The 23,430-nt window shown below is 57.2% G+C and carries 21 protein-coding genes and 2 pseudogenes; 16 read left to right on the top strand and 7 right to left on the bottom strand.

Translation table 11 applies throughout. The annotated features are described in order from the left end of the window. Nucleotides 1–137: 137 nt before the first annotated feature. On the bottom strand, nt 138–1,058 hold the full coding sequence (locus tag FQ755_RS18520; RefSeq protein WP_144156287.1) for a hypothetical protein: 921 nt from the start codon (nt 1,056–1,058) through the stop codon (nt 138–140). 316 nt (nt 1,059–1,374) lie between these two features. Here FQ755_RS18520 and FQ755_RS18515 point away from each other — a divergent pair, with 316 nt between their 5' ends. From FQ755_RS18515 to FQ755_RS18505, 3 genes and pseudogenes are all read left to right on the top strand, one after another. Then, nucleotides 1,375–2,343 carry a Gfo/Idh/MocA family protein gene (locus FQ755_RS18515; protein WP_144156286.1) on the top strand — a complete coding sequence of 323 codons (969 nt, stop codon included), beginning with the start codon at nt 1,375–1,377 and terminating at the stop codon, nt 2,341–2,343. Nucleotides 2,344–2,412: 69 nt separating this feature from the next. Next, nucleotides 2,413–3,423: an aldo/keto reductase gene (locus FQ755_RS18510; protein WP_144156285.1), complete on the top strand. Its 1,011-nt coding sequence runs from the start codon at nt 2,413–2,415 to the stop codon at nt 3,421–3,423. A gap of 490 nt (nt 3,424–3,913) precedes the next feature. Continuing rightward, nucleotides 3,914–4,528, top strand: a pseudogene (locus FQ755_RS18505) (electron transfer flavoprotein subunit alpha/FixB family protein); the annotation flags it as partial. Between the two features lie 405 nt (nt 4,529–4,933). Here FQ755_RS18505 and FQ755_RS18500 read toward each other — a convergent pair. Next, entirely contained in the window at nt 4,934–5,827 is an 894-nt protein-coding gene (locus tag FQ755_RS18500; protein WP_144156284.1) for an AraC family transcriptional regulator, read from the bottom strand. A gap of 176 nt (nt 5,828–6,003) precedes the next feature. On the opposite strand from FQ755_RS18500, the gene FQ755_RS18495 reads away from it, so the two are divergent. From FQ755_RS18495 to FQ755_RS18455, 10 genes and pseudogenes are all read left to right on the top strand, one after another. Beyond that, complete coding sequence (locus tag FQ755_RS18495; protein WP_144157009.1) at nt 6,004–6,786, top strand: SDR family NAD(P)-dependent oxidoreductase; 783 nt, start codon at nt 6,004–6,006, stop codon at nt 6,784–6,786. Between the two features lie 360 nt (nt 6,787–7,146). After that, entirely contained in the window at nt 7,147–7,323 is a 177-nt protein-coding gene (locus tag FQ755_RS37460) for a hypothetical protein (RefSeq protein WP_186308582.1), read from the top strand. 219 nt (nt 7,324–7,542) lie between these two features. Further along, nucleotides 7,543–8,292 carry an SDR family NAD(P)-dependent oxidoreductase gene (locus FQ755_RS18490; protein ID WP_144156283.1) on the top strand — a complete coding sequence of 250 codons (750 nt, stop codon included), beginning with the start codon at nt 7,543–7,545 and terminating at the stop codon, nt 8,290–8,292. A 120-nt stretch (nt 8,293–8,412) separates the two neighbouring features. Continuing rightward, entirely contained in the window at nt 8,413–9,462 is a 1,050-nt protein-coding gene (locus FQ755_RS18485; RefSeq protein WP_144156282.1) for an aldo/keto reductase, read from the top strand. A 5-nt stretch (nt 9,463–9,467) separates the two neighbouring features. Continuing rightward, the gene (locus FQ755_RS18480) at nt 9,468–10,124 is read left to right on the top strand and encodes an SRPBCC family protein (protein ID WP_144156281.1); all 657 of its coding nucleotides are present in this window, start codon (nt 9,468–9,470) and stop codon (nt 10,122–10,124) included. Between the two features lie 2 nt (nt 10,125–10,126). Then, the gene (locus FQ755_RS18475; protein WP_144156280.1) at nt 10,127–10,486 is read left to right on the top strand and encodes a hypothetical protein; all 360 of its coding nucleotides are present in this window, start codon (nt 10,127–10,129) and stop codon (nt 10,484–10,486) included. Between the two features lie 40 nt (nt 10,487–10,526). Next, nucleotides 10,527–11,173 (top strand): annotated as a pseudogene (locus tag FQ755_RS18470) (LysR family transcriptional regulator); the annotation flags it as partial. A 395-nt stretch (nt 11,174–11,568) separates the two neighbouring features. After that, nucleotides 11,569–11,787 carry a ribbon-helix-helix domain-containing protein gene (locus FQ755_RS18465; protein WP_144156279.1) on the top strand — a complete coding sequence of 73 codons (219 nt, stop codon included), beginning with the start codon at nt 11,569–11,571 and terminating at the stop codon, nt 11,785–11,787. Further along, a complete protein-coding gene (locus FQ755_RS18460) occupies nt 11,781–12,146 on the top strand; it encodes a type II toxin-antitoxin system VapC family toxin (RefSeq protein ID WP_144156278.1) in 366 nt (121 codons plus the stop codon). Before FQ755_RS18465 ends, FQ755_RS18460 begins: the two co-directional genes overlap by 7 nt. Nucleotides 12,147–13,870: 1,724 nt before the next feature. Next, nucleotides 13,871–14,755 (top strand): IclR family transcriptional regulator, encoded by an 885-nt coding sequence (locus FQ755_RS18455; protein ID WP_144156277.1) that lies wholly within the window; start codon nt 13,871–13,873, stop codon nt 14,753–14,755. 99 nt (nt 14,756–14,854) lie between these two features. Here FQ755_RS18455 and FQ755_RS18450 read toward each other — a convergent pair whose 3' ends face one another. The 4 genes from FQ755_RS18450 to FQ755_RS18435 all read right to left on the bottom strand — a co-directional run bounded on the left by FQ755_RS18450 (nt 14,855) and on the right by FQ755_RS18435 (nt 19,008). Continuing rightward, the gene (locus tag FQ755_RS18450; protein WP_144156276.1) at nt 14,855–15,646 is read right to left on the bottom strand and encodes an SDR family NAD(P)-dependent oxidoreductase; all 792 of its coding nucleotides are present in this window, start codon (nt 15,644–15,646) and stop codon (nt 14,855–14,857) included. A gap of 127 nt (nt 15,647–15,773) precedes the next feature. After that, nucleotides 15,774–16,799 carry an amidohydrolase family protein gene (locus tag FQ755_RS18445; RefSeq protein ID WP_144156275.1) on the bottom strand — a complete coding sequence of 342 codons (1,026 nt, stop codon included), beginning with the start codon at nt 16,797–16,799 and terminating at the stop codon, nt 15,774–15,776. 167 nt (nt 16,800–16,966) lie between these two features. Beyond that, nucleotides 16,967–17,734 carry an aspartate/glutamate racemase family protein gene (locus FQ755_RS18440; RefSeq protein ID WP_222105756.1) on the bottom strand — a complete coding sequence of 256 codons (768 nt, stop codon included), beginning with the start codon at nt 17,732–17,734 and terminating at the stop codon, nt 16,967–16,969. A gap of 50 nt (nt 17,735–17,784) precedes the next feature. Next, a complete protein-coding gene (locus FQ755_RS18435; RefSeq protein ID WP_260858692.1) occupies nt 17,785–19,008 on the bottom strand; it encodes an aromatic ring-hydroxylating dioxygenase subunit alpha in 1,224 nt (407 codons plus the stop codon). 284 nt (nt 19,009–19,292) lie between these two features. Here FQ755_RS18435 and FQ755_RS18430 point away from each other — a divergent pair, with 284 nt between their 5' ends. From FQ755_RS18430 to FQ755_RS18420, 3 genes are all read left to right on the top strand, one after another. After that, the gene (locus tag FQ755_RS18430; RefSeq protein ID WP_144156274.1) at nt 19,293–20,369 is read left to right on the top strand and encodes a porin; all 1,077 of its coding nucleotides are present in this window, start codon (nt 19,293–19,295) and stop codon (nt 20,367–20,369) included. Between the two features lie 191 nt (nt 20,370–20,560). Continuing rightward, nucleotides 20,561–21,913, top strand: coding sequence for an MFS transporter (locus FQ755_RS18425; RefSeq protein ID WP_144156273.1), 1,353 nt, complete (start codon nt 20,561–20,563; stop codon nt 21,911–21,913). Between the two features lie 98 nt (nt 21,914–22,011). Beyond that, the gene (locus tag FQ755_RS18420) at nt 22,012–22,707 is read left to right on the top strand and encodes a cysteine hydrolase (protein ID WP_144156272.1); all 696 of its coding nucleotides are present in this window, start codon (nt 22,012–22,014) and stop codon (nt 22,705–22,707) included. A gap of 169 nt (nt 22,708–22,876) precedes the next feature. On the opposite strand, the gene FQ755_RS18415 is transcribed toward FQ755_RS18420, so the two are convergent. Further along, on the bottom strand, nt 22,877–23,430 hold a 554-nt coding region (locus FQ755_RS18415; protein WP_260858691.1), incomplete at its 5' end, for a RidA family protein.

Genomic DNA, 23,430 nt, shown 5'->3' with positions numbered 1-23,430 from the left:
TGGTCCTGTTTGGCATGGACCCATGGAGATGGGTTGTTATCGTGTTGTGCTTTGGCGCTGGCACCTAGCATGAAGCCGTGCCATGCAGAAGCCCGCTTAACCGGCACCGACAGGGTAACAGGCGCAGTGACGACCGGTTACGAGCTGCTTCGATCGAGGATCTGAAGCAACACTCCGAGTGTTACGAGGCCGCCGAAGAGTGCACATCTTGCCGTCATGGCGAGGCGGCCGAAATAAATGTCGCTGGCCATCGTGAACAGCCATGCGACACTGCCGATCGCGATGGCCGAATAGGCCGGCAACAGGCCGAATGCAACGCCCTCCGGAATAGTTCCGGCGAACCAGAGCATGGGGACGGCGAGTAGAAGCCATCGTATCTTTGGTGTCGAGGATTTCCAGGTAATCGTCCGTTTTGGTGGACGAGCCCAGAAGTAGAGGTTCAGCGCTGCCGTGAACGCAGTCATGTACAGCGCCGTCGCCAGAAGGAGCGATCCTGATCTTTGCAGCCAGAAACGATAGAGCGGATCCTTGATTGCCACCAGGATGACGAATGCGGTAGCAAGCGCGACGACGGTTCTGGCCGATTCAATGTATTGACTGGAATCGGTTCTGGCCCGCCCGGGACGAACGAGCGAGGCGGCGATCATGAATCCGAGTCCCGCGATTCCCCACACCGTCGGATTATCTCGGTTGATTACTACCCCACATATCATGAGCAGCGGCAGACCGATCGCGTTGCGCGTGACGCTCGCGACAGCAAGGGAGTGGGAAACGTGCAGATATTGGAAGTACACCCATTGGAACAGCAATGAAGCCGTCAGGTAGCCGTAAAAGGACCATAAGGAAGCCCGGTTGGCGATGATCAACTTGATGTCGGCCGTCTGCCAGGTGGCCGCGAGCAGGCACAACGAAGGCAGCAGTGCGAGCCTCAGCAGGGACGACAACTCGAGTGCGGCCACGCCGTGTTCGCGAAGACGCTTCCCCGCAAGGTCGTAGACGATGAAAATGAATGACTGGAGCACCGCGGAAATGACGCCCAGCGAAGCAGAAAAGAACATCGCGATCTGTCAGTGTATGGACGAACTGGCTGAAAAGGACGTTGATCGTCGGAGCGACTTTGCCCGTCGCTTTTTCCTGGCCGCCAATCAGGCAGTCTTCGTTTGACGGCAAACAGAATAGCATCGATGCAGCAATTTTCGGAGTGTCCTACAGTACGTCTTGGGTCGTCCCAGTGTGACGGGCAAAATCGCAGGGTCATGAACACGGTACGGACAGGCAGATTCGGACATCGTCTTCCGGCGTGAGGCAAGGCTGAATTGAGAATCTGCGTCATCTTGCGATAGAAGAATGGCGCGGAAAATGCGAGGGTAAACAGTGTACAAAGTCGGTTTTATCGGTTCAGGAAATAGCGCGAGGCGTCATGCCACGGCGCTGGCGGAAATCCGTAACGCCCATCTCGCGGGTGTCTGGTCACGAACGGAGAAACACTGCGCGGCATTTGCCGCGGCGCATGGAGTAAAGGCCTATCGCAGCGTGGAGGCGCTCCTGTCGGATCCTGACATCGACGCCATTTTCGTGCTTTCTGCATCGCAGACCCATCTGGAGTATTCCGTGCGGGCGCTTGAAGCGGGAAAGCATGTGCTGGTCGAAAAGCCTGTAGGGCAGGATGCGGATGAAATCCGCAGGCTCATGGAGGTTGCTGCAAGGCGGGGGCGAACCTGCATGCCGTTTCACAACTATATCTATGCCCCCGATGTTGTACGCATGCGGCAGCAGTTTGTGTCCGGGAAGCTGGGGCGGCCCCAGAGCTTCTGGATGCTCAGCCACATGCGGCAGCCGCAATCCATGGCGATTCCGGGCATCGTGCTTGACGACATGATGGTCCATCTTGTCTATTCAAGCCTGTTTTTCTGTGGGACGCCTCAAAAGGTCATGGCGACGGCATCGAACGTGCATTTTGAAAATGGTGTGGACGATCAGGTCGGATTGACGCTGGCTTATGCAAATGGCACGGTAGGTCATCTTTGGGCGTCGTGGGCGACGGAAGATATTGGCCGTGAGCCGTGGAGCCTGTTGATCAAGACATATGGCGCGGAAGGCACGGGCGCGTCGGCATGGGGGAGCGTGCGGCGAGAGGACGATGTTGCGGGCGTGCAGGATTTCGCGTATGAGAACAGCTTTTATCATACACAGCGGTATTTTTTCGACGAATGCCTGGCGAATGATGTACCCCCGCTATCCAGTCTGGAGGACGCCCTGAGTGTTCGCGCCATCATCGAGGCGGCGCATCGGTCGCTCCAGCGGGAAGCCAGAGTGCCGCTTGCCTTCGCACAGCCTGAGTAGTGAGCGGCATCGGGCGGGCCGCACCGTGGAGGCAGGGAAGACAGCATTCAACATTCGTGAGAAGACAGCATGGAAAACAGATTACTTGGCGGTTGTGGTTTCAAGGTTCCGGCATTGAGTTTCGGAACCGGAACATTCGGCGACAACCACTGGGGTAATACCGACGAGTCAGAGGCAAGGCGGCTGCTCGATATCTGCATCGAAGCCGGCGTCACGATGTTCGACAGCGCCGACGTCTACAACGGCGGCCTGTCCGAACGGATTCTTGGCAGCGCGATCGCGGGCCGTCGCGATCAGGTCATCATCTCGACCAAGGGAGCCGACCGTTCCGGTACGGGCCCCAACGATGTCGGGGCGTCCCGTTTCCACCTGATCAGGGCGGTAGAAGCGCAACTCAAACGTCTTGGCACAGACTATATCGACCTGTACCAGCTTCACAATTTCGATGCGCTTACGCCTGTCGAGGAAACGCTCGGGGTACTGGATGACCTGGTCAAGGCTGGAAAGATCCGTTACGTCGGCGTCTCGAACTTCTCCGGCTGGCATCTGGCATCGTCGCTGGCCGTCTCGGAGAAATACGGGTTGCCGCGCTATGTGGCGCATCAGGCTTACTACTCGCTGATCGGAAGGGAATACGAGTGGGAGCTGATGCCGCTGGGTCTGAGGCATCAGGTGTCGGCCATTGTCTGGAGTCCATTGGGCTGGGGGCGTCTGACCGGCAGGATCCGGCGTGGACAGCCCATTCCTGCTGTCAGTCGCCTGCACGAAACCGCGAGGTTTGGGCCGCCGGTTGATGATGAGCTGATGTACCGGGTGATCGACGTTATGGACGCAATCTCTGCCGAAACGGGCAAGACCCTGCCACAGATCGCTCTGAACTGGGTATTGCAGAGGCCGACAGTGGCGAGTGTGATTATCGGCGCGCGTAACGAAGCGCAGTTGAGGGACAACCTCGGTGCGGTGGGCTGGATGCTCACCGATGACCAGAAAAGGCGTCTCGACGAAGCGAGTGCGGTCACGCCGATCTATCCGTACTGGCATCAGCGCGGGACGGCTGAGCGTAATCCATCCCCGGTATGACCAACCGGTTCGGCTATCCGCTTCAAGACCGGGGGAGTGGGTTCGCCAGCACTGGTTGGCGAGCGGCATTTTCCCAGGGAAAGTGAACCGTTTATTTCTGCGGATGTTTTGCCGTATTTGTTCTTCGATGTCGTCTATACCGATGGCGGTCGCGTTGTCAGGGTAAAGGCGGAGTAACGGCACCGACACCGGTGTCGCGGCGCCATCGACGCAGATTTGTCTTCCCGCGTCAGTGGCCGCACTGCACCCTGAATGATTGCATCGTCCTCGAATTTTGAGATACCCAGATACATCGGCGTCTCGCTTTTTGGGTATTCGGATTCGACGGTGGACGTTCGCCGTGCATGCTGCATTGCGAAATCAGGCATCGCAGAAATCTGCGGAACATCCGTTGGTTACCGACCCAGGGTATGTGGAAACATGCACAGAACGAAAATACGACGCGCGGCTTTTAAGCGGTGGGTGCCTGTGAAACACAGGCAATACCGTAGTCTCAGCGACGCTTGATGTCGCGCGGATCAGCGATATCATTGTGGTAAACAGCGCCGATACGTTCGAGTGCCCGCTACGTAGGCAACGCTATCGCAACCGTGCAATCACAAGGCCCGATCAAGGTCATTACAGTTCGCGCGACGGGCTTCGATCGGGTCGCGGCAGAAGATGGTAGCGCATCGGTGGAGAATATTGAGGGGGCAGCAGGCAGCGGTCTTTTGCAGTTCGTCGGCCGCGAAGTCACGAAGTTCGACCGCCCGGAACTCACGAGCGCGTCAATCATCGTTTCTGGTGGTTGCGGTCTGGGCACCGGCGAAAACTACAAGAAGGTGCTGGAGTCGCTGGCGGACAAGTTCGACGCGGCACTCGGCGCCTCGCTCGGGAGTGGACGCGGGCTATGTGTCGAACGATTATCGGGTCCAAGACCGTAGCGCCGCAGTTATACACCGCATCGCGGTGATGCATTTCGGGTGCGATCCAGCATCTGGCCACGAAGGTCATCGTCGCGATTAACAAGGACGAGGAAGCGCAGATCTTCAACGTGGCCGGTTACGGTTTCGTCGGCGATCTGTTGATGGTCGTGGCGGAACTCACGGTAGCACTTTCGAATTGAAGATGGCTCATTCAGGCGCGGCTGGGCGGTCCTAAGGACATACATAACGGATTCAGCCCCCAAGGGCGCGTTGAGGCGCCGTTGCGTTGGCATCGGCCGAAACCGATACCGACGTGCGACGCTCAGCGAAGTCGTGTCGCGTACGGGAGGGCGGAATTCCGTGCTTTGAATGCTCTTATAATTCTCGATCCGAAATGGCGCCCCGGCCACATGTGGCATGCCCATCGAGCCGATCAGACTCCTCGGCGTCTCCCTTCGACCTGCTGCGCATCACTTGTGCCGCCGAGTGCGAGCCAGCCGTAAGCAGCGATCGTCAACCATCTGTACATGTCGGTATCCCAGTGAGGCCGTGCGTGTGATAAGGGGAGGTCTGCAGGGTGGAGCGTGCGCGCTGCTTCGACAATACTAGCTCTCGGCAGCCTGAAGTTCGGCCACGTCGCGTTTGGGCGGTATGCCGAACATCCGCGCGTATTCGCGGCTGAACTGCGAGATGCTTTCATAGCCAACCTGATAGGCCGCGCTCGTCACGTTGGCACCTTCCGCCACCATGAGCCGGCGAGCTTCGAGCAGGCGCAACTGCTTCTGATACTGGATCGGCGTGAGGGACGTCAGCGACTTGAAGTGCTGATAGTAGGCCGAAGGGCTCATTTGCGCCGTCTCGGCCAGTTCCTCGATGCGCACGGAACGGGTGATGTCGTTGTGCAGGCGCGCAATCGTGTCAGCGATTCGCTGGGTATAGCCGTTCGGTGATGCGAGCTTGCAGATCTCGCCGGCATGGTTGCCTGTCAGCAGCCAGTACGACATCTCCCGCATGATCGCCGGGTACAGGATGGGCGTTGCTTGCGGTGTGACCAACAGTTGCACCAGTCGCTCGATGCAGTTGGCCAGTGACCCCTGGATATCCATGACGAAAACTCCGAGGCTGCTGCCCCCGGCGGGTCTGGGCGGCGGGTTGAGCAGCCTGAGGACCTCGCGTAGCACTCCCAGGTCAAACTCCAGAATGATGCCCAGATAAGGTTTGGCTGTGCTGGCGCGGGTAACCCGACCGATCCCCGGCAGTTCCACGCTGACAACCAGCGCCTGCATTTGCCCGTAATCGAACAGCCGGTCGCCAAACAATACCTGCTTCGCTCCCTGTACCGTCAGGCAGAGGGCAGGCTTGTACACCACGTGCCGGGGCAGGTACTCGTTACGCGAACGCATCAGGTAAAGCCCCTCGACGGGCGTGACGACGGCTTCGTCGTCGCCGGTACTGGTGTCGATATAACGGTTCAGCGTATCTGTCAGGCTGGTCGGCATGGCGGTCTCGGGAGCGGGGAGCCGGATGGGATAGTGCAAATGGATTCTATTCCCGGAAATCTGGCTGGTGAGCGCCTGTGGAGTATTAGGCAAAAAATATGCGAATTCCGGCAAGCGATGTTCCGTGGGACTGGCCATACTGCCTATCCATGGAACTCACTAATTCGGAGGATCAGATGTCGGAACAGATTCAGGTCAAGGCAACGGGAAAGGTCGCCATCATCACGGGTAGCAGCCGCGGCCTCGGGCGGGCGACGGCGCTAGCGCTGGCTGCAGCAGGTACGGATTCGATCATTACTTACCATAGCAATCAGGCTCAGGCCGATAGTGTGGTGGCCGAAATCCGTGCACTGGGCCGCAACGCTGCCGCAATCCAGCTCGACGCCGGCAATATCGCGTCGTTCGGAACGTTTGTTACGGAGGTGCAGGATGCGCTGCGGCGCGAATGGTCGCGCGAGCACTTCGACTTTCTCGTGAACAACGCAGGCACCTTTCATCCCGCGCCGATCGGCCAGGTCACCGAGACGGATTTCGACCAGCTTTGCAATATTCACTTCAAGGGCGTGCTGTTCCTGACGCAACAGCTTCTTCCCGTGATTGCGGACGGCGGCCGGGTCGTCAATCTTTCCAGCGGACTGGCCCGCTTCACGGGGCCCGGTAGCGCCGTGTATGCGTCGCTGAAGGGGGCCGTCGAAGTGTTGACGCGCTACATGGCGAAGGAACTCTCCAGTCGCGGAATCACCGTCAACGTGGTTGCGCCGGGCGCGATCGAGACGGATTTCGGCGGTGGCCTTGTCCGGGACAATCCCCAGTTCAACAAGGCTGTGGCCGCAAGTACCGCACTCGGTCGGGCTGGTCTTCCGGAGGACATCGGACCGATGATCGCCGCGCTGCTTTCGGATGCAAATCGCTGGGTGACTGCCCAGCGGATCGAGGTATCGGGGGGCATGTATCTCTGATCGTCGGGATGGGCTGATTCATTGAAACGACCTTGGGTTGACGGGCGGCGCCTCAAGGCTAGTTGACGTCGTCGCCCAGTAAATCCACCGCGTGTCCGAGCGAGTGTGACCGCGCGCGAGTCGTGATGGGCGGGCGATTTAGGGGCGTTGAATCTGCACCTGATGCGGTTGTCCACTGCCAGGGCGTCGGGGTTTCCTGGGTCGCCGTCGATCACCGGAACACCTTTAACCCGCACATGCACGTCGTCCTACGTGGTAAGGAGACCCCGCGACCACATCGCCGAGGGAATGGGCTATTGCGTATCGTAGCTGGCGACCGAATGGCTGGGGCCGCGTACCGAATTGGAGATCCAGCGCGCGATGCAGCGCGACGACGGGCTTGGGTCGCACCGTGCACGCGAGGCCTGCGACGATGACCCGGTGCGCATCGAACGCTTCGCCGAACCTGGCTGCAACGTCAGCGGCAAAAGCCACTCGGTCGCCTGCAACACTTGCAACACATGGCCGCTCGGCTTTGGGATGTCTCCGAAGAACTGACGGGGATGACATTCGGTGCGGATAGTGTGGATCTCTCCAATGTGCACCCGTTTTCCCGACAGGCCGTCTCATGATTCTGCCTGAGACGCATAACGATCAGTAATCCAGACGCCACGCCACAATCACGGCTGACCGTGGCCACAGATTGACTTGGCAGGATGGCAAATGCACCCGGGATTGCGCCAGCGCTCCGGAAAGTCCCTAGAAGGAAAGCAGATAATGACAACACTTGAGAACAAGGTAGCACTAATCACCGGCGCAGCCCGTGGCATTGGACGCGCGATTGCTGAGCGATATGGCTCGCTGGGCGCCAAGGTGGTGGTGAACTATTCGCGCGACGAGAAAAACGCTCTAGACACAGTGGCAGCAATTGAGCGCTCAGGCTCCGCTGCTATTGCAATCCAGGCCGACGTGTCCAAGGTCGCAGATATCGAGCGTCTCTTTGATGCGTCAATCGACCATTTCGGTGTGATCGACATCGTCGTTGCCAACGCCGGCGTCGAGATCGTCGATCAGCCAATCGTGGATTTCACCGAAGAAGATTTCGACAGGCTGTTCGCAATCAACACGAAGGGCGCTTTCTTTACCCTTCAAATGGCGGCCAGACGCATCGTCGACCATGGCCGGATTATCTACATCGGTTCGAGCAGCACTTCGATGCCGGTGCCGGGAACGGGGCTGTATAGCGGCAGCAAGATGGCGGCTCGCCATCTCGTCGAAGTCCTGGCAATGGAGATTGGTCACCGGGGCGTCGCCGTCAACTCGATTATTCCCACGGCAATCGAAGGTGCCGGCGTTTTCACGGATAGCGTGGATCAGAAATTCCGAGACTACGTCGAGTCCTCCCGACCAATGGGCCGCATGGGCCGGGTCGAAGACGTTGCTAACGCTGCCGAATATCTCGCCAGTGATCTGGCAGCCTTTGTAAGTGGCCAACATTTGTTACTCAGTGGCGGAGGGCAGGCTTAAAAGCCGGCAAGCTTTCTACCCGCAATCGCTTTTCCTATCTCTCGTGAACATCGCAGCCAAGGCGTTTCAACCAAAACCGCCTGAGTTCGAATCGCAGAACTTTTTTGGAGAAAAGACATCATGAAATACAACACACTCGGCAACACCGGCCTATTCGTCTCGGAACTCTGCCTTGGCACCATGACCTTCGGCGGACAGGGCATATGGGCCAACATGGGGGCACTTTCGCAAGTCGAGGCACAAGGGCTAATTGGACGCGCGTTAGAGCATGGAATCAACTTCATCGACACGGCAGACATCTACTCCACAGGTGCGGCGGAGGAGATGGTCGGACAATCGCTGAAGAACCTTGGCGTCAAGCGCGAGGATGTGGTCATCGCCACTAAGGTTTACGGGCCTATGGGCGCTGGCCCTAACGACAACGGCAATTCGCGTGCTCACATCCTCGATAGCGTGAAGGGCAGTCTGAAGCGGCTTCAGATCGACCATATCGATCTCTATCAGCTTCACGGTTTCGACACAGCAACGCCGATCGAGGAAAGCCTATCGGCTCTCGATACACTCGTCCGTCAGGGCCTCGTCCGTTATGTAGGTGTCTCCAACTGGGCAGCCTGGCAGATGGCCCGCGCGCTTGGGATATCGGAGCGTCTCAACCTCGCCAAGATCGTCACATCTCAGAACTACTACACCGTCGCGGGACGGGATGTCGAGCGGGAAATCGTGCCACTCGCGAAAGCCGAAAAATTGGGCCTTCTCGTGTGGAGCCCGCTCGCTGGAGGATTGCTGAGCGGCAAATTCGGTCGCGCCAAGGAAGCGCAAGACGGCAGCCGCCGCAAGACTTTTGACTTCCCGCCGGTCAACGTAGAGAAAGCGTATGACGTGATCGACGTTCTTGAAACCATCGCGCAGTCCAAAGGCGCGACGGTAGCTCAGATAGCACTCGCCTGGCTGCTACACCAGCCGCAGGTCAGTAGTGTGATCGTCGGCGCCAAGCGTATCGAACAATTGGATGACAACGTGGGCGCAACCGAGATCACCCTTTCGGCCGACGAACTGACCCAACTCAATGCGGTAAGCGAATTGCCCAAGGAATATCCAGCTTGGTTCTTCCGAACCCGCGAGGCCGCACCTAAGCCCCCGATTGCAAATCCTGTCGCATCGCAAGATTGATTGCCATGTCTCGGTGCCACGGCCACACCTGGTTCGTCAATGCAGCGATGATCGGTTCCGCGTTTCTGGCCGGATGCTCTACGCTCGCCGGCGTCGATTCAGGGCTTCCGGCCGAACAGAGGAATCAGGTGCAGCGTGACATGCCGCGTCCGCCCGTCGAGGTTGGCGCGAGCTATGAGTCCGTGACTGTCGAATCCGATCTTCCGGTACCGCTTGCAGTGTTCACGCGGTGGTTCGCTGCCAGCGGTGCGCCTGAGGTGGCCCCGTACCTCGTCGGGACGCCCGGGGTACCAGGGGTGGCACGTACCGAGTCCCTAACCGGGATGTGGGCCAAACCAGGAGATCGGAGGCGCATCGAATTCACCGATGGCAACAGTGCGGTCGAGGAAATTATCGTGGATCAGATGCCGAACCTCTTTCAGTATGAGGTCTGGAACCTCACCAATAAAATCGGCCGCTACACGTCCTATGCCGTCGGTGAATTCGCGTTCTCAGGAAATCAACAAAACACGCACGTCCGATGGACGTACTCATTTCGGCCCAGAGCTTGGCCAGATGGTTGGTTCATCAGATCGTTCGTTCAAACCGATTATCGTCATTTCATGGAGTCAGCCCTTGCAACGATGCGGCGGCGGGTACTCTCCGACCTACCTGAGACCTAATCATGCACAAATACATTGTCTATACGGCCTATGGCTGGCTGGCCCTAAGCGGCACGTTGCACTTCATCATTGATGTAGTTTCCCAGTACCTGCGAGGCAAACGCGCTGCCAGTGTGGAGACGACGCTGTATTACGGGCTGAACTCTGCCTTCTCGTTAGGACAGGTGGCGTTCGGGTTGCTTGGACTTTGGGTGGCCTGGCGAGCCATCGGCCTGCTTAGCGAGACCCCTGCGCTAGTCTTGTCTGTTGCGGTGGCATTTGCCTGGCTAGCAATTACCTTCCTCTTCATGGATTACTGGGAGCCAAAACTCGCCGTCGGCATTTTTTGCGTACTCATCGTCGCAGCGGCCCTTACAGCCTGAGCGAGGCTGTATTTCCAAACTCTGATTATTCGGTGACGCCATGGAATTCCGGCATCTACGATGTTTTATGGCGGTCGCGGAAGAGCTTCACTTCGCACGTGCGGCAGAGCGACTGCATATCGAGCAGTCCCCCCCCTATCGAGAGCGATCAAAGAGCTGGAAGAAGACCTCGGCGTTGACCTTTTTGTTCGCACTACGCGCAACACACGCCTGACTCGTGCGGGAAAGTTGTTTATGGAGCACGTGCCACGTGTCTTTACTGCCTTGCAACAGGCACGTGACAGCGTAAAAGCCGTAGCCAACGGATTTCACGGCCAGTTGCGGATCGCACTCTCAGACGGCATCACGACGTCGCGCTTCTCCACCTTCTTGGCGTTGTGCCGTCAGGAGGAACCGGAAATCGAGATACGGCTGTCTGAGGTTCCACTGTCGCAACAGATCAAAGGGTTGTGCAACGACCTGTATGACGTGGGATTTGCGCAATCGGACGATGCAGGCGATGGAATCATCGCTGAACCCGTCTGGGACGATCCATTGATGGTGGCGGTACCGGCGCGGCATCCGCTGCTGGCCTATAAGCGTTTACCGCTGGAGGAAGTTCTGCGCTATCCACTGGTGCTGGGCGATTCTCAAGCTTGCGAAGGCCATGCACGTCAGGTTGACGCAGAGTACGAGGCCCTGGTTGCGCACGTATTACACGTCAACGGGCCGCGTCAGCTAGTCGTGCGAGAGCTTGGGGGCAAGTTCTCGATGTCTGCATCAGTAAGCGGGAATCGAGAATGGACTGCATAAAGGCAGTCCAATGCGCGCTGGCCGTGACCTGCGACCTAATGGCGTAGAGCTCACGGCACTCGAGGCCTTCTCGGGGCTATGCAGCGTCTCTGGAGTTAAGCACGTCGAGTTAACCCGGTGTGCCTCGGCGCCATCATGGTGCAGGGCATCTGATTTCCGGCCGGGTCCTTTAAGTCTGTTGCGGACGACGTCGGTAACAGGGTATCTGGAGGTCGCACGAATCCGCAATTCTGCTTGCAGAATCTCCGTTTCATGATATACGATATGTATATCATGAAACGGAGATTCTAATGAGTCGAATTCTGATTGACTTGCCCGACTCGCAGGTTGAAGAGTTGGCAGTGCTCGTGGAGGCTGAACAACGCCCACGCGCCGCTGTAATCCGTGATGCGATCGAGGCGTATATCTTGCAACATAAGGCAGCCCTCGGGACTGACGTTTTCGGCCTGTGGAAGGGCAAAGAGGTCGATGGTCTCGAATACCAACAGGAGCTGCGCTCGGAATGGTAAAGGCGCTTTTCGACACCAACATTCTGATCGACTATCTCGGTGGCATCAGCTCAGCAAAAAAAGAGCTTTCACGATACGAGTACAAGGCGATCAGCACGATTACCTGGATGGAGGTACTCGTTGGAACAGCGCCGGACGACGACACGGCGATTCGTGCGTGGCTTGGATCATTCGACGTGATCGCACTAGACACTGCGATCGCGAACCGGGCGGTTGAAATTCGCAAGTACACGCGGATCCGGCTTCCCGATGCAATTGTGTGGGCATCAGCTCAGGTAAATTCGCTGCTGCTGGTTTCGCGCAACACGAAGGATTTTCCTGCGGATGAACCCGGCGTGCGCGTGCCATACGGACTCTGAGTAAACGCAGCATGTCACTGACTCCAGGGTTCAGAGTTCCCCGCGGTCTTCTAAACAAGTTTGACCGGGACGATTTGCTACTGCAGGACGACGTAATCGTCGATCGATGTTTTCTTAACTTTGCAGTATCCGCGTATTCCCCGTGCGATTAGGTGGATCATGGCCAGTCGGGGTAGCGGCTCTGGCGAAGGCTGTCACAAGCAACGTGTTGCCACGATCTTAAGCAGGGCGCGGATCTGCTCCAGCGCCCCTAACCTCGCATGTCCATAAGCACAATGGTGCCTTCCCCATTCTGGCGGTTGGCCGTGGCCGCTGGCTTCCCGGGATAGCATCGGCGATCTTCCGTCTAGCTTTTAGGTAGCAGATCGGCTTGATCGGATAAGTGAGGGTGATCTCGGGCTTCAGTCGCAGTGAGTACGGACCGATTACGAAGTCAAATGAGTCCGGGCACGATCCGGCCCATGTATCCCTTCGTGGTTGGGTTGTTAAACGCAACTAACAGTCAGCCCCCACTACCCCCTACGAGCAATACCGTCGTCGTCACTTGCCGTGATTCCTCTTCCGCTCTTCAAGGTGTCCTACCCAGCAGCGCTCCGCAAATCTAACTGCCGCGCGTTCCCTGCGATCGGCGCGGCCGGCCACTTAACTTCTCCGAAGGTATCCCTTCAGCGAAACGGATAGCGCCGCGCACCCGTTCAAGGGCGGTCTGTAGCCGATTGGCGAGCATCACGAGTTCTCTCGTCCGTGCGGTCGCAGCGAGACCTTCCGCGAGCAGCCGGGCGTTGTCCCGGTTCAAACGCGTCATCGCGTTCCGTCACACGATCAGCGTGGGGCTAGGCTGGTGCAGCTCAGCTTGCAACTGCAGGGCCTGCCGCTCGCGGCGGCGCGTTCTGGCGTCAGTGTCGGCTTCGTGGCAGCGAACTCTGCCTGCGCGGCGCTCAGCCGGATTTTTCCTCCCCGCGATGGCGACCCAGGTAGCTTGACCTCAGCAGCCGCGGTTGCGGCCCGGGCGTCAACTATGCCCGGTTGACCGCATAAACGGGTGTGCGAAAAGTCCGGGCAATGCTGCAAACAGAAACGCTAACCCAAGGCGACCACCAAGCGGAACACAATCTGCTGGTGGGGCCGAACCTGTTGATTCAGGATTTCTCCGTCAATACTCCGAATCAAGTCTGAACAGACAGGACGCGTTGTCAGCGAATAAATCGAACTACTTTGGAATCGCCCTACTTACGTAGACCCGTCTCGACTGCCTGTCGCCCGTTGCGCTGACGCAGCGCTACTATCTGAATCAGGTCGCTGACTATCACGTTGGTATCGATTGTTTCCGACCAACCTCAGTGCTCCGCCAAGTTGCTTGACTCGAACACCGGATATATGGGTATGGTTCGGCAATGTCGGGAGCCTAGCAATGGTTCTCGCTCCAGTCGCAGCTATTCCGAAGCGCTTTCGGATTGGGTGACCCGGGCCAGATGGCTCTGGCTGAGCCAGCATGCCGTGTAGAGTTGCCCAAGGATCTCGACGCTGCAGTGGCCGACCAGGCGAACCGGTCGCCGATGATTCCAGCGTGGCGAGGGCACATGACCAGGCTGGATGAAAGGCGATGGTATCGTTCACAGCAGCTCGACAGGGCATGTAGATGAAGACCTCGAAGCAGCCAGGTGGTGTACCCCAGTATGAGTTTCGGACGATTTCTGTGCGATATAATCTGACCGAATCTCAAGATGTCGAACGAACTACTATACCTAAACATGGCACGCCCAAAGTTGCAACGTACAGTTCCTGCCGGCGTCGCTACAGAAAGCGAAGCGGCGGATGAAGAACTTGAAGCAGGTACGAGCACAGCGCTAGCGCGCGGACTTGCAGTACTGCGGGCTTTTCGCCAAGGCGAAGTATATCTTGGCAATGCTGAACTGGCGGAACGTACGGGCATTCCGAACTCGACCATTTCGAGGCTCACATTCACGTTACAAAAGCTGGGGTATCTCCATTACATCCCGAGTTTCGGACGATATCAGTTGGGTTCCAGCGTTCTGGATCTCGGCTACGGGTTCCTGTCGAACATACGAGCGATTGCAGCAGTGCGTCCCCTGATGACCCGACTCGCCGCCGAAAGCGGGGGTGTGGTCAGCCTCGCTGCCCTTGATGGGCAAGACATGATCTACCTGGAGGTTGCTCGAGGTGTCGCGGCAATGACCCGAAACATATCTGTCGGATTGAAAATTCCTGTTGCACGCACGAGTATCGGCTGGTGCTGCCTCTGGGGCATGGACAAAGATGAGCGGCTGCGGACAATGGACGCTTTGGAGGCTGCGAATAGCCCTGCTTGGCCGGATTTGAACCGCCGTATCAAGCGTGCGTGGCGTCAGGTCGACAAAGACGGGTTTTGTATCAACATTAGCGAATACGCGACTTCGATCAATGCCGTCAGCGTCCCCTTTTTGACGCGCATGAAGCGATATCACTTCGCAATCAATTGCACGGCTCCGTCTGCAATCCTGTCCAAAGACGCTTTGGTTGACCGCTGGGGGCCGGCGCTCCGGCGAATGGCCGAGCTTGCGGAGCAGCAGATCTATCCGCTTGAAGGAATAGCTCAAGAAAGTGCGTGAGGCAGTTTCGCCGCACGTGCTGTGTCCGCCTTCAGAGCAGTGAGCGCAGCAGCGACCCCGTCACGGCCATATCGAGCTTGGCCGTGTTGTTGCCGCATACTAACGGGTCGCTGCGGTAAGTCCGCCATCCACTAGCAATTCTGTTCCCGTGATATATGAGCTATCGTCGGAGGCAAGGAAAAGCGCGGCTTTTGCTACGTCCCATGCATCGCCCATCCGACCCGCGGGTACCTGGGCATTGCGCGTCGCCGCAAAGGCTTCAACATCGCCCCCAGCATATTTCTCGGCGAGCCGCTGCAGCATCGGCGTTTGCATGAGACCTGGGATGACGCTGTTAATGCGAATTCCTCGCGAGGCATAGAGCACGGCAGTGACCCTCGCGAATTGCATTAACCCCGCTTTCGCAGCACTGTAGGCCACCTGTGGTTTGCCCACGTACCTCAGCCCTGCGACCGATGAAATATTGATGATCGACCCGGCGCCTTGGCGCTCCATTATCGGCAATACGTGCTTGCAGCCAAGGAACGCGCTTTTCAGATTAATGTCGAGTTGCGAGTCCCAGATCGCATCGGACATCTCGACTGGGCCGCCAGGCTCCGACCTCCCCACATTATTGACGAGTACATCGATGCGGCCGTACTTTGCGACGCAGGCATCGACCATCCCGGCAACCGCGATCGTGTCGACCATGTCGCAACTGGCCACTGACATCTGGTTTCCTTCGGACTCGATCAGGGTTTTAGTTTCATTCGCACTTTCCAAGTTTAAGTCAATACCGAAGACGTTTGCGCCCTCCCTGGCGAAAAGCACGGCGATTGTTTTGCCATTTCCCCAGCCGGGCTCCGCAGAGCCGCAGCCCGTTACGAGGACTGTCTTTCCCTTCAATCTCATGATTTCACTCTCTTCTGTTCTTGTAGATAGTTCGCAGCCGGGCCACTTTCGGCCCGGTGCCCAAACCCCTCGTCGCGCCCGTAGGGCGCCGCGTTCATAACGCGAACGACGCGACGCGCTTACAATTTCAGGCAGCCTCGACAACGCGTTGAAGCCGTGGATAGACACGCAAGGCGTTAGCCGACAAAATGTTTTCGCGGTCGCTTTGGCTAATGCCAACCACCAGTTCGAGCAACGGTTTGATGTCGTCGAAGTTCCGCCCTGTGTCAGGATTCGGTGCGGTTCCGGAGCCCGGATTTTCCGTGCCAAAAATAACCCTTTCGGGACCCACAAGATTGATCAGGAGCTGCAATGCTTCCTTTGAGTGGAGTACCGTATCGAAGTACAGTCGCTTGAGGCTCTCATCGAAGCTCTCTTTCAGCGGAATGTCTTTGGCCATGACAGGATGTAGGCGTTCTGCACGCCAGCGTCCAACTTGGTAGGGAACAGAGCCGCCGCCGTGGGAGACGACAATCTTGAGCGCTGGGAAGTCAAGGAAGACCCGGGAATTGACGAGAGACAGTATCGCCAGGCTTTCTTCGCTGATGAAGTGCTGGCTATAGGTCTCGCGTCCATATCGATTTCCGGAGGAGTGAATATGCGCTGGAATATTCAGTTCCACTAGCTTTTCCCAGAGCGGGTACCAATACTCGTCGCCAAGCGTCGGCGTTGAATTGTCGCCTTCGCCCGGGTCTGGATCCAGCAGGCATCCAACAAAGCCAAATTCGTTCACGCAACGCTCGAGTTCTGGCAGCGAAGTCTGAATCGGCTCCCCGGTCGGTTGTGGGAGGCCTGCTACTCCTGCGAAGCGGGTCGGATGAACACGACAACTCTGGGCAATGTATGAATTTACCGCACCTATCCACCGATGAACAATGCGCGCTGGCTTCTCTGCATGAAACATCGAGAAGGGCCGCGGGGAGAGCAACTGAATGTCGGTTCCAACCTTGTCAAGGGCCGCGATATTCCGTTTCGTATCCGGCAGATCGCGGAACTCGTCGTCGGAGAAAGTCGGTGGTGGCGTACCGTAGGTCGAGCGACTTGCAAGCTGAAGCACTAACCAGTTGTAAAGCCGGGGAGATGCGCAAACGTGTCCATGCACGTCGATGATCATAAAGCCTCCTATACTCCGATTGACTGATTAACGGCTACATGTGTTGCTAGCGGATAGAGCGTTCCTCTCGCTTCATCCACCGGCAGCCGCTTTCTTTACGCCTGTCATTTCCATTTTTTTGGCGCATACATTTGCGCTACCGGGCGACGTCCAGAAAGTGACCGGGTTCAAACAAACCGACCGGTCAAATCACGAAGCCGCCGTACGGCGCTGGCCGGCGTGCTGAGCACCTTCTTGCCAGTTGCCTGCTCTGTCAGGCCAGTCGCTCGTGCAAGAGAAAACTGGCAAAGAATCAACACATCTGCATCCTTGAGAGAAGTTGCCGCCTCGGCGACCATCTGATCATGTTCTTCGGGATGACCTCCCTTAAGCGCATCGAGTGCGCGATCCGCCGAAATCCCCGAAACACGTGGTTTGTAGTTCATTGAGGTCGCGATTCGCTTGAAGTCCGCGTGTAGGACGGCAAGCGCGGGACTAAACGAAGCAACGAGGCCCACTGAGCAGTTCATCGCGATGGCTTCTTCGAACGCAGCTTCGAACGGACTGAGCACCGGTATCTGGACAAGCTTCTTCGAGAGCTCGATTGACTCCCCGAAAGCGGAGCAAGTAAAGAGGATCCCGCTGACTCGCGCGCTATCAGTCGACATTCCGGTGGCAGCGTAGTCGGTCAATCGCGCGAAGCGCCCATTAAGGTCAGAGGCGGAGGCTCCGTCGGCAAAGTCCTGAGGAAGTGAGTCGTCCAGCAGGCTCACGATGTTTGCTTCCGGCCAATCTCGCGCAAAGGCCTGGATGCATGGGTCCATCGACTCACGCAGTGCGTGAACCAAAGCGATTCTGGGTGTTGCCTGAACGTGTGTTTTCGCATCCGGCATCTGAGAAATTTCCTTTCTAATGAGATCGTGGTGAAGGCGAAGCGCGAAAAGGATCTCGACCAATCGAAATTCTTGGTGGCGCTCGGCCGGTTCAAGCGTCCAGCGCCCGAGTGCTAGGCAGTGATTGAGCGCCAGTCGGACTCTTTCGCGATCTTGTCAGCTACGGGTCGAATGCTGCCGTAGTCGATCGCCGCGTGATCGGCGAGGGTTGGCTGCCTACCGTCTTCGAACTCCCGAACGGCATTCAAGAGTTGTCGGCGCAGTCGCACGATTGCGAGGTCACCCGAGTTCAGAAATTCGTTGGTCCGGTCTGCGATAGGACCCGCGCTTGACGCGACTGCAAAATCCTCTGTCGTCACATGAGTGAAACCGGTGAAACTGCCGTGGCGCATCAATTCACGATCTTGCCCCCACACATTTTCAGGCGTTCCGGGCGCTGGCGGCCAGTTGGCCGGATCTGAAAACATCGTCTGATACGGAGAGCTGAGTTCGCGGTAGGGGTTGTACTTCACCATCCAATGTACGGAATGCTCGTTATCGGCGGGCACCGAGAAGATTGCAGTGCGGTCGCCGTCAGGCTTGTCGCCGGGGCAGATGAATCCGAACCACGGCATGACAAAAACATTCACCCGGGTATAGATGCCGCCCTCTTCAAGCGATCGGTGGGCTGCATAGCGAAACCCGTAAGGTTGCTCATCAATTTCATATCGAGGTGCCCGATTCTCGCCGGCCGCGTGTGCGTGTCCACTGCCACGGGCAATCTCCCGTAGCCAGGATGTGTGGAGCACCCCTACGTGAGCGGAATCCATCGTTCCTTCGACGCCTTGCAGCCAGTTGTAGTGAAGAGCCTGCCGCATCGGAACCCGCTGACACTCAGGTAGTCCCATGAACTCAAAGGACGGGAAGACGGCCGGGTCGCTGTCGCCCAACCACACCCATACAATTCCTGACGCTTCGCGGGTCGGATGCGCCTTGATCGGTACAGACTCGCAAAACCGCTTCTGGTCACTCACTTCAGTGGGGACTTCAACGCATTTGCCATCGACACTGAACTTCCAGCCGTGAAAAATGCAACGCAAGGCGTTGTCCTCATTTCTTGCGAGCGCCAAGGACGCGCTTCTATGGGGGCAGCGCTCGTCAAAGCAGCCAACTCGACCGTCCGTCGATCTGAAAACCACGTAGTCGCGCCCGACAAGACGTACTCGGAGCGGAGCGCCGTCAGAAACAAGTTTCTCCGAGATCGCCGCCGGCACCCAATAGTGAGAGCGAAGCATCGCCCCCATCGGCGCATCGCCTTCTACGAGGGTCAGCAAGCGGTTGTCTGAAGCGGTCAACATAAGGGTATCTCCTGAGGTAGGACTTCTGGGGTCCGGCTTCTCCCGTGCTCGGGAAAAGTGGTCTGCACTCAATTATATGGAAGCTATTTCCATTTTTCAAATAATTGATCTATGCTTCGGTTGCGGACCACGGTGTGACGGATAGCCGGGGGGGCCAATTGCTTCCGGATGTCCCGGACTGGACGAACCCGCAGGGATCTGCAGTGGCCTGCTTCGAGGTGTTTCGAATCTCAGTAATTTGTTCATATTATTTCGCATTACATATAAAAAAATTGGAGACATGAATGGCTTTGAGAAAGCTCATGGCGGCGTCGCTCTTTGCGCTGACTCCGCTTGTTGCGTATTCGCAGTCCAGCGTGATCCTGTACGGCATCGTCGATACGGGGGTGATCTATAAAACGGGCGCAAATAAGACAGGGCAGCATGTGATCTCGACAAGCTCTGGCATCGATCAGTCCGACCGGCTAGGCTTCAAAGGTGTTGAAGACTTGGGCGGTGGCTTCAAAGCGATATTCCAGCTCGAAACGGGTTTCCTGAACACGACTGGCGTGGGAACAAATGGCGGCGTGCCGGCTGCTACATCATCTGTGCTGTTCGATCGCGGTGCGCTCGTAGGTCTGAGCTCTGACAGGTACGGAGAGGTGACCTTCGGACGGCTCTATACCCCTTTCCAACTATCGCTTGTCGCAAGCGACGCGTCTGGATTCTCTAATTTCGGTTCTATGAACACTGTTTGCTGGCAGGGTGCGAGTGGCTTTTCGGGCTGGCAATGCTATTGGGCGAATAATGCCGTCAAGTACGTTTCGCCTCGGATCCACGGACTTACCGCAAGCGCGATGTATAGCGAGGGGGGGAAAGCCGGTGACATCCAGAACCAGAGAGAACGGTCGGCCTCGCTTAACTATGTTTCAGGTCCAGTCGCGCTTACTGCTGCCTACCTCGACGCAAACGACCCGTCTGGACTCACCGACAATCTGGTGCGACGCTCTTTCAATCTCGGCGGCGTCTATCGTCTCTCGGCTTTGACCGCAGTCGGTGCTGCATTTACCGCTTTGCGAAATCCGTCGACAGGCGAAAGCCAGGATTGGATCGCTATTACGGGGCAGTATGGTGTCGCCGCTGATGTGGCGCTTACTTTCGCTTATCTTCGCCTGCAGGACAGGCAAGATAGTCACAGAAGCGGCAACTCGTTTAAGATCGGGGCGAACTATCTTCTTTCGAAACGCACCACCATCTATGCTGACCTCGGCTATACCTTGAACGCAAGTGCAGGCACACTCGGTTTGCAGAACGCCGCGCCGAGTGGAGGCCCGGGTATCAATCAGTTTGCTGCGGCAATCGGCGTTCGTACGTCGTTCTAGGGATGAATCGATTCTGAGACAGCGCCCTGATGGCGAGTTGCCGGTGGCTACGAGATCGGATCTCATGTCTTGAGCCAAACCAGACTAGTCTGTTAGAGGCGCTTTCGCAAACCTGGTGTTGGGCGTAACGATGCCTGCATTGCGACCGTTTTGAACATAAATAAATATCGCTCAGAGATAAAGGAGGAAATATGGAAGAGACACGGGTTGACGTTGCTGCCATTAAGGATGGCAGCATGACATTCATGCGCTATGTGGTTGTTGTTCTTTGCGTGTTGATCGGCGCAGTTGACGGGTACGATACGCTTGCCGCCGCCTATGCGGCGCCGGTTATGCGAGTGGCGCTTGGCATCGCCCCGGCATTGCTCGGATGGGTGTTTTCCATCGCGCTGATAGGTGGGATGTTCGGCATGCTTGTCGGTGGCCCGTTAGCCGATCGAGTGGGACGTCGCCCTGTACTGATTGCCCAAGTGGTTATCTTTGCGATATTCACATACCTCTCGGGTCGTGCAGCCGGGTCGAGTGAACTGCTCGCCTACCGGTTTGCCGCGGGATTTGGACTCGGGCTCGGTATTACGCTTGCGTACACCATGGTTTCGGAGTTTGTTCCGACCCGCTTGCGAGTGTTTGCAATTGCGATGGTCACGATAGGTTATTCAGCCGGTGCGGGTGCGGGGGGAATCCTTGCGAGCTGGCTGATCGCAGCATATGGATGGCGCTCCATCTTCTACACTGGGGCAGCCCTCGCCGCGATACTGGCGCTCCTGCTGATTGTAGCGATGCCAGAATCGTTTGAATTTCTCCTGTCGTCGGGTGCTCCGGAACAGCGTATCAGGAAGGCATTGAGACGGATCCGACCTGACATGTTCGTCAACCATCAGCATATCCGGTTCATCGCCGCAACATCGCCAGAGCGCAAGGGCACAGTGCGAGAGCTTTTCTCTGGGGACAGGATTGCCCAGACGCTCTTGCTTTGGATAATATTTTTTATGAATCTGCTGGAGCTCTTCAGTATCCAGCAATGGTTGCCAACCATCATCCACGAGACCGGCATCGGGGTTCAGTCTTCGGTGTCAGCCGGCGCGGTACTGCAGACCGGCGCTATCGTCGGGGCGCTCGCATATAGCCGGATTATTGACAGGTGGGGCAAGCCATTTCCTCTTTTCATGGTGCTTTTTGCGGTAGGCGGGTTGTCCTTCGTTTCATTGGGACTGGCCCGCGGATCGATGATCTGGGCGATGGCGTCCATTCTTGCGCTCGGTCTGTGCGTCCTGGGCGGTCAGATAGCATTGAACGGTGTTGCCACCATCATATATCCGCCTGCAATCCGTGCCACCGGGATTGCATGGGCGGTATCTATAGGACGTCTGGGTGGAGCGCTCGGACCAATTATCAGTGGTGTGCTGCTGCAGAATCGCTTCCAGCCACACGAGATTCTCTTTCTCGGTGCAGTTCCCGCTTTCATCGCCTTTGCCGCGTCTTATCTGCTCGCTTCGAACCTGAAGACAAAAAGGCGTGAAGCGTCGCCGGCAGTAGCGCGGTAGCGAAGAGAAGCCGGGCGTATATATCGTTATGCGCCTGGTCCTGCACAATGGATCAGCGTTGATGTCCCAAGCCAATTCTAATAAGTGGAGGCAATCCGATGCATTCCTCTAGTATTCCTGATGCCATCGTACGGCGTATTGAGAAGTCGCGAGGGCGTCTGCATCCATTCTCGCGGATCGACACCGCAAAAACGGCAATGCTCGTTATCGACATGCAGGAATTTTTTCTTTCCGCCACCGGTGCGAATGTCGAATCTGCTATCGAGATTGTGCCGACCATCAACCGTTTGACCGCGGTGATGCGGCAAGCCAGCGTTCCAATAATCTTCACGAAGCATCGTGTGAATGCGAAGGACGTGGAGGAGCGGAGTGCATACTACCGGCACTTTCTCTCGGCGGCGACAACACAGCTTCTGCTCGATAGGCTAGGTGATAACGGCACACAGTCTCACATTGCGCACGGTATTTGCAAGCGGCGGGAGGATCTCTGCCTGACAAAATCCCTCTTTAGTGCCATGGCACCGGGATCGAGCGACCTTCCGGATATCTTACGGGCTCGCGACGTGGACACGGTGGTTATCGCAGGTGCGCTAACCAACATCTGCTGCGAGTCAACGGCCCGTGATGCAGCGACGCAGGGCTACCGGGTTTTCTTTGTGTCTGATGCTACGGCAGCCCTAACGGACGCCGAGCATACCGGGGCTCTGACCAGCCTCGCGTCTGTTTTCGCTGACGTGAGGACGACACATCAGATGCTGGAACTATTGGCAAATGCGAAACCCAGATCGGGCTGATCACGGAGGCCGCTCGTGCGCCACTCGACCGACGCCATATCCGAGTTTGCTCAGGTAAGAACCGGTCGTCCGAAAGGGCAAGATGGTTAGCGCGCCGGGGGGCGTCTTCTATCGCCTGCCGCCCAGCGGTCCACTCCTGTTTTTTGGCGATCGCTGATCAATCATCCCCTCAATCCTCGATTTCGCCGAGAACGGCGATGAACTCCAACTGCAATTGCATGCCATGCTGGAGTTCATAGACGAGCATATGCCTGGCCGGACGATCGTTCTCATCGGGAAACAATCGAATCCACTCGTCATTGATCAGCTTTCGCGGCCCGTCGTCTGTCACGAACACCGTCACGTGGGCGATGTTCGCGAGCGTACCTCCCCCAAGTTCTACCAGATGCTTCATATGCTGGAACGCAAAACGGACTTGAGCATCTAGTTCTGGCGCGACCTTGTCGGTTGCGGGATCTTTGCCCATTACACCGGAAGAAAAAATCATATTTCCGATTCGAGTAGCGAGAGGGATGGGCGCTGCGCCATGGGTGACGCCTTTAAGAAGCAGTGATTGCCTGAAGGGGTGCGCTGTCATTTTTCTTCCTTGCCGAGTTAGGGAAGGTCTGCATAAATCATGCAGGAATTGAGTTGCCAAATATGCCGTCGACTGCGACGATTTGGGCATGAGACAAGCTAATCTGGGATTGGATTTGACGACCAAACGAACGCGCAAGCGGGAGT

The sequence above is a fragment of the Paraburkholderia sp. BCC1885 genome (genome assembly GCF_900996235.1).
Classification (GTDB): Bacteria; Pseudomonadota; Gammaproteobacteria; order Burkholderiales; family Burkholderiaceae; genus Paraburkholderia.
This window is presented reverse-complemented; position numbering and strand designations above follow the sequence as displayed.

Bases quoted from the DNA above. Each gene is read 5' to 3' on its own strand.
- FQ755_RS18520 (WP_144156287.1), bottom strand. From the start codon at position 1,058: ATGTTCTTTTCTGCTTCGCTGGGCGTCATTTCCGCGGTGCTCCAGTCA.
- FQ755_RS18510 (WP_144156285.1), top strand. From the start codon at position 2,413: ATGGAAAACAGATTACTTGGCGGTTGTGGTTTCAAGGTTCCGGCATTG.
- FQ755_RS18500 (WP_144156284.1), bottom strand. From the start codon at position 5,827: ATGCCGACCAGCCTGACAGATACGCTGAACCGTTATATCGACACCAGT.
- FQ755_RS18495 (WP_144157009.1), top strand. From the start codon at position 6,004: ATGTCGGAACAGATTCAGGTCAAGGCAACGGGAAAGGTCGCCATCATC.
- FQ755_RS37460 (WP_186308582.1), top strand. From the start codon at position 7,147: ATGCAGCGCGACGACGGGCTTGGGTCGCACCGTGCACGCGAGGCCTGC.
- FQ755_RS18490 (WP_144156283.1), top strand. From the start codon at position 7,543: ATGACAACACTTGAGAACAAGGTAGCACTAATCACCGGCGCAGCCCGT.
- FQ755_RS18485 (WP_144156282.1), top strand. From the start codon at position 8,413: ATGAAATACAACACACTCGGCAACACCGGCCTATTCGTCTCGGAACTC.
- FQ755_RS18480 (WP_144156281.1), top strand. From the start codon at position 9,468: ATGTCTCGGTGCCACGGCCACACCTGGTTCGTCAATGCAGCGATGATC.
- FQ755_RS18475 (WP_144156280.1), top strand. From the start codon at position 10,127: ATGCACAAATACATTGTCTATACGGCCTATGGCTGGCTGGCCCTAAGC.
- FQ755_RS18465 (WP_144156279.1), top strand. From the start codon at position 11,569: ATGAGTCGAATTCTGATTGACTTGCCCGACTCGCAGGTTGAAGAGTTG.
- FQ755_RS18460 (WP_144156278.1), top strand. From the start codon at position 11,781: ATGGTAAAGGCGCTTTTCGACACCAACATTCTGATCGACTATCTCGGT.
- FQ755_RS18455 (WP_144156277.1), top strand. From the start codon at position 13,871: ATGTCGAACGAACTACTATACCTAAACATGGCACGCCCAAAGTTGCAA.
- FQ755_RS18450 (WP_144156276.1), bottom strand. From the start codon at position 15,646: ATGAGATTGAAGGGAAAGACAGTCCTCGTAACGGGCTGCGGCTCTGCG.
- FQ755_RS18445 (WP_144156275.1), bottom strand. From the start codon at position 16,799: ATGATCATCGACGTGCATGGACACGTTTGCGCATCTCCCCGGCTTTAC.
- FQ755_RS18435 (WP_260858692.1), bottom strand. From the start codon at position 19,008: ATGTTGACCGCTTCAGACAACCGCTTGCTGACCCTCGTAGAAGGCGAT.
- FQ755_RS18430 (WP_144156274.1), top strand. From the start codon at position 19,293: ATGGCTTTGAGAAAGCTCATGGCGGCGTCGCTCTTTGCGCTGACTCCG.
- FQ755_RS18425 (WP_144156273.1), top strand. From the start codon at position 20,561: ATGGAAGAGACACGGGTTGACGTTGCTGCCATTAAGGATGGCAGCATG.
- FQ755_RS18420 (WP_144156272.1), top strand. From the start codon at position 22,012: ATGCATTCCTCTAGTATTCCTGATGCCATCGTACGGCGTATTGAGAAG.